Source organism: Muriicola sp., assembly GCF_049669965.1.
Lineage (GTDB): Bacteria > Bacteroidota > Bacteroidia > Flavobacteriales > Flavobacteriaceae > Muriicola.
The window spans coordinates 1-2,126 of the sequence record NZ_JBATLB010000218.1 but is presented as its reverse complement, the minus strand read 5'-3'; the positions used below and the strand labels follow the sequence as shown (position 1 = coordinate 2,126).

Here is a 2,126-nt window from a genome sequence, read left to right as displayed (position 1 = left end):
AATATGGGTGGGCAAGGAGGGGAACTGATTATTCATGTGTTAAGCATTCTTGGTAGAATGGCCCTGCCTTGCTTTTTCATACAAACAAAAGTTCATACCGGTTAGATTTAGCAGGTCAAAAACTCTATTTTTTGTGAGACTTGCATTTCATCGAAAATTTATGAAATATGGACTAAATGTATTTTTTTATCGTTTAAATTAGAAATGGAATTGCCTAGAATGGGATTCTTTTAGATGAGAATAACGGCTTTTTCCAAAATTATGGTTTAACGCCCAATTGAATCATTTTCTAATAAAAACTTAACCTAACATTATGGCAAATTATTTTGCTTTTAAGGCGTTTTCCTTGGCCTTAATTAAAAAATATACCCTTTACTGCTGCTGCGTTTTCATAGTGGTATTCCTTTCCAATTTACACGGGCAACAGAACCCCCAGCTTTCACAATATCTACAAAATCCATTCGTAATCAACCCGGCCATGACGGGTGTAGAAGATTATATCGATTTAACCTCTGCGTACAGGAACCAGTGGACAGGATTTGATGGGGCTCCAAAAACAGCAACCTTTAGCTTTAACAGCTCCCTTCATTTACTAAAGGAACGCTTGCAACGAAGCGAAGGCGAATCTCATCAAGGTATTGGTGCATTTTTATATACAGATGACGTCGGACCCATCAAACAGAGTGCCTTTTATGCGAGTTATGCCTACCATTTAAAAGTGTCAAATGAATGGTTTCTTTCTATAGGAAGTTTTGCAGGTGCTACGCAATTTCGTTATGATTCCTCAGATGCCATTTTGTTACAGAATCCCAATGATATTCTGGTCAATAGTTTTTCTGATTTCAATTTTGATATGAGCCTTGGCCTATATGCTTATTCTGAATACTTATTTGTCGGAGTAGGGGCTAATCAACTATTTAATAATCAAATTCCATATGATATTGACAATGGTGTACTTACCACAGATGGCCGCCTACAAAGCAATTTTAATTTCCTACTCGGCAGTAGAATCGATTTAAACACAGATTGGGAAATGGTTCCTTCAGTCTTACTCAAAACTGTTGCAAATGCACCGATGCAATGGGACTTGGGCCTCAAAATGGTTTACAACAATAACTTTTGGGGCGGATTTGCTTACCGAAATCAAGACGCCGTTTTAGGTTATTTAGGATTGCGTTTTATGCAAAACTTCTTGGTAACTTATTCCTACGATTGGTCGACCACCGATTTCAGTGGTCAACAAAGCGGTACCCATGAAATTACATTAGGATATCGCTTCGACTTTGGTGAACAGAACTGTGCATGCCCCAAATATTCACTTTAAACCGCATCATGAAACTCAAAAATATAATTCTACCTACATTCTTTCTTTGTTTTTGTGGTTTACATTCACAGACAGAAAACATGGATTTTGAATTTGGAAATTTTACCAACTGGACCCTGGACACTGGGGTTAGACCCAATTCAAATAATGTAAATTGGAACCCGAGGCCCGCTGATGACTTGAGTACCCAAGTACAGATTATAAATCCCTCAAGGCCGCCTTTTGACGAAAATGGTCTTGCGTGTATGCCCTCGACAGTAAATCTACCGACCATTTATCCCGGAGGTGCTTTTTCAGCAAAAATTGGGGATATCGCAGGAGGGCGCAAAGCTGCCAGAATAAGCAGAACGTTCACGGTCACCCCTACCGAATCTTACCTTCAGTATAGCTATGCTGTTGTAATGGACGACCCAGGGCATAGCCAAAATGACCAACCCAAATTTGTGGTAAATATTAGAGATGACAACGGCAATGTGGTCACCTGTGGGAAGTTTGAAGCCTTTGCTGGACCAAACGCCTTGAGCAAAGGGTTCACCAACTGTGAAGACTCAAGAATACAGATTCTCCCTTGGACCAGTGGTGGTGCTGACCTCAGCCCTTTTCTTGGTCAGCAAATTACCATTGAATTTTTGGCCCTTGATTGTATGTTGGGCGGCCACGGCGGGTATGCCTATGTGGAAGCCAACTTGGAACCTTTGGAAGTTCAGGTCGAAGGTCTTTGTGAAGTTGGTTTAAACGATATCACCTTAACAGCACCTTTAGGGTTTTCATCCTATTTGTGGTCAACAGGAGAAACTACGAG

The 2,126-nt window shown here is 40.4% G+C and carries 2 protein-coding genes; both read left to right on the top strand.

Annotated features, from left to right (window positions below; all coding sequences use genetic code 11):
- Positions 1–313 precede the first annotated feature (313 nt).
- Complete coding sequence (locus WBM49_RS11445; protein WP_424372187.1) at positions 314–1,324, top strand: PorP/SprF family type IX secretion system membrane protein; 1,011 nt, start codon at positions 314–316, stop codon at positions 1,322–1,324.
- A 245-nt stretch (positions 1,325–1,569) separates the two neighbouring features.
- Positions 1,570–2,126, top strand: a 557-nt coding sequence (locus WBM49_RS11440; RefSeq protein WP_424372186.1) for a hypothetical protein, incomplete at its 3' end; no start/stop codon positions are given.

Coding starts and splice junctions, on each gene's coding strand:
- WBM49_RS11445 (WP_424372187.1), top strand. CDS start 314: ATGGCAAATTATTTTGCTTTTAAGGCGTTTTCCTTGGCCTTAATTAAA.